At 62.0% G+C, this 1,723-nt stretch carries 2 protein-coding genes and 1 pseudogene; 1 reads left to right on the top strand and 2 read right to left on the bottom strand.

Annotation, left to right across the window (positions count from 1 at the left end):
* Positions 1-50 precede the first annotated feature (50 nt).
* Positions 51-1,238, top strand: a complete 1,188-nt coding sequence (gene chrA, locus NPS47_RS25130; protein WP_274297415.1) for a chromate efflux transporter — start codon at positions 51-53, stop codon at positions 1,236-1,238.
* A 25-nt stretch (positions 1,239-1,263) separates the two neighbouring features.
* Here chrA and NPS47_RS25135 read toward each other — a convergent pair whose 3' ends face one another.
* The gene (locus NPS47_RS25135; protein ID WP_274297416.1) at positions 1,264-1,578 is read right to left on the bottom strand and encodes a DUF7693 family protein; all 315 of its coding nucleotides are present in this window, start codon (positions 1,576-1,578) and stop codon (positions 1,264-1,266) included.
* Positions 1,579-1,620: 42 nt separating this feature from the next.
* A pseudogene (locus NPS47_RS25925) lies at positions 1,621-1,723 on the bottom strand (hypothetical protein); the annotation flags it as partial.

Below are 1,723 nucleotides of genomic sequence, written 5' to 3' on the forward strand. Positions count from 1 at the left end.
AGGCGTTAATCATGTATTGTTCAGTACTGCTGGATTAAGAAGAACAGTACATGCCCCTCAACCACGATCGCAGCCCCTGGCAGGTCTTTGTGATTTTCCTGCGTCTGGGTTTGACCTCCTTCGGCGGTCCCATCGCCCATCTGGGCTTCTTTCGCGATGAGTTCGTCTGTCGTCGCGGCTGGTTGAGCGAGCGCAGTTATGCCGATCTGGTGACGCTCTGCCAGTTTCTGCCCGGCCCCGCGAGCAGTCAGGTCGGTATTGCGCTGGGGTTGTCGAGGGCAGGTTACCGGGGCGCGCTGGCGGCCTGGCTTGGCTTTACATTGCCCTCGGCAGTGGCGCTGATGCTCTTTGCCCTGGGCATTGCAAGCTTCGCTGAGGCCATGCCCACGGGCATCTTGCATGGGCTGAAGGTGGTGGCAGTGGCGATTGTGGCGCAAGCAGTCTGGGGCATGGCGCGTAATCTTTGTCCGGATGCGCCACGCATATCGCTGATGGCTGTTGCGGCCTGCCTGGTGCTGCTGGTGCCCTCGGCCTGGGCGCAGGTGGGGGTGATTGTCGTGGCCGGTATTGCTGGTTTGTTTATGTTCAAACCGGTACAAGCTCTGGAGCACGACCCGCTGTCGATCACCGTCAGCCATCGCGCAGGCGTGTGCTGGCTGACGCTGTTTTTTCTCCTGCTGTTGGGCTTGCCTCTGCTGGCTGAACTCTGGCCCAGCCAGACGTTGAACATGCTGGACGCCTTCTACCGCACGGGGTCGCTGGTGTTTGGCGGCGGCCATGTCATCCTGCCTTTGCTCCAGGCTGAGGTAGTGCCCTCGGGCTGGGTCAGCAACGAGACGTTTCTGGCCGGCTACGGCGCGACCCAGGCAATGCCGGGCCCGTTGTTCACGTTCGCGGCGTTTCTCGGTGCATCGATGCAAGGACCCCAGTCCGGCTGGCTCGGCGGTATGCTGGGGCTGGTCGCAATCTTCGCGCCGTCTTTCCTGCTGGTGTTTGCTGCATTGCCATTCTGGGAACAGCTGCGGCGCAATGTGCGCATGCAAGCGGCCATGCTCGGCATCAACGCGGCGGTGGTTGGCCTGCTGCTGGCGGCGCTGTATCGACCGGTATGGACCAGTGCCATCGTGCAGCCAATGGACTTTGCCTTGGCACTGGTAGCGCTTATGGCGTTGATGGTCTGGAAGCTGCCGCCGTGGCTGGTGGTAATCGGATGCGGCGCTGCGGGCGGGTTACTGTAGGAGCGGGCTTGCCCCGCGATAGGGCCTACAACTCAACCGATGGGGTTGCCTGCCCCAATATCCGTTCAATCTGTGCCATCTCCCAGGTGCTGAGCAGGCTGACCGGGTTGGTGCCATAGCGTTGCCAGCTGTCCAGCGAGCCCTCTCGGCCATCGGGGTGCCTGCAGTGTTCGCAGTGGTGCAGGTGACCCCCTTCGAAATCCAGCAGCAGTTGCCAGCCTTCGATGTCGACCCAAAGCTGCCCATCGACCTGATGCTGTTGCAGGTGCCGCAGCACGCGCACGCCCATGGCCGCATCGCGCAATTGTTGGTAGACCTCGCGAGAGAGCAGGGTAGGCATCGGTAATAACTCGGTAAATGCCAAGTGTAGCGTGCCAGCCCTTCAGGCATCACGCAGCAAATCCTGGGCATCCAGCAGCCGGTAGGCAATCTGCGGCTGACGTTCCAGCGCCCGGCGGATGGCGGCGGGGATGTTTTGCCGGGTC

The sequence above is a fragment of the Pseudomonas putida genome, assembly GCF_028682475.1.
GTDB classification, from domain to species: domain Bacteria; phylum Pseudomonadota; class Gammaproteobacteria; order Pseudomonadales; family Pseudomonadaceae; genus Aquipseudomonas; species Aquipseudomonas putida_AG.

Excerpts from the sequence above, each read along its gene's own strand:
- chrA (WP_274297415.1), top strand. The coding sequence starts at position 51 with ATGCCCCTCAACCACGATCGCAGCCCCTGGCAGGTCTTTGTGATTTTC.
- NPS47_RS25135 (WP_274297416.1), bottom strand. The coding sequence starts at position 1,578 with ATGCCTACCCTGCTCTCTCGCGAGGTCTACCAACAATTGCGCGATGCG.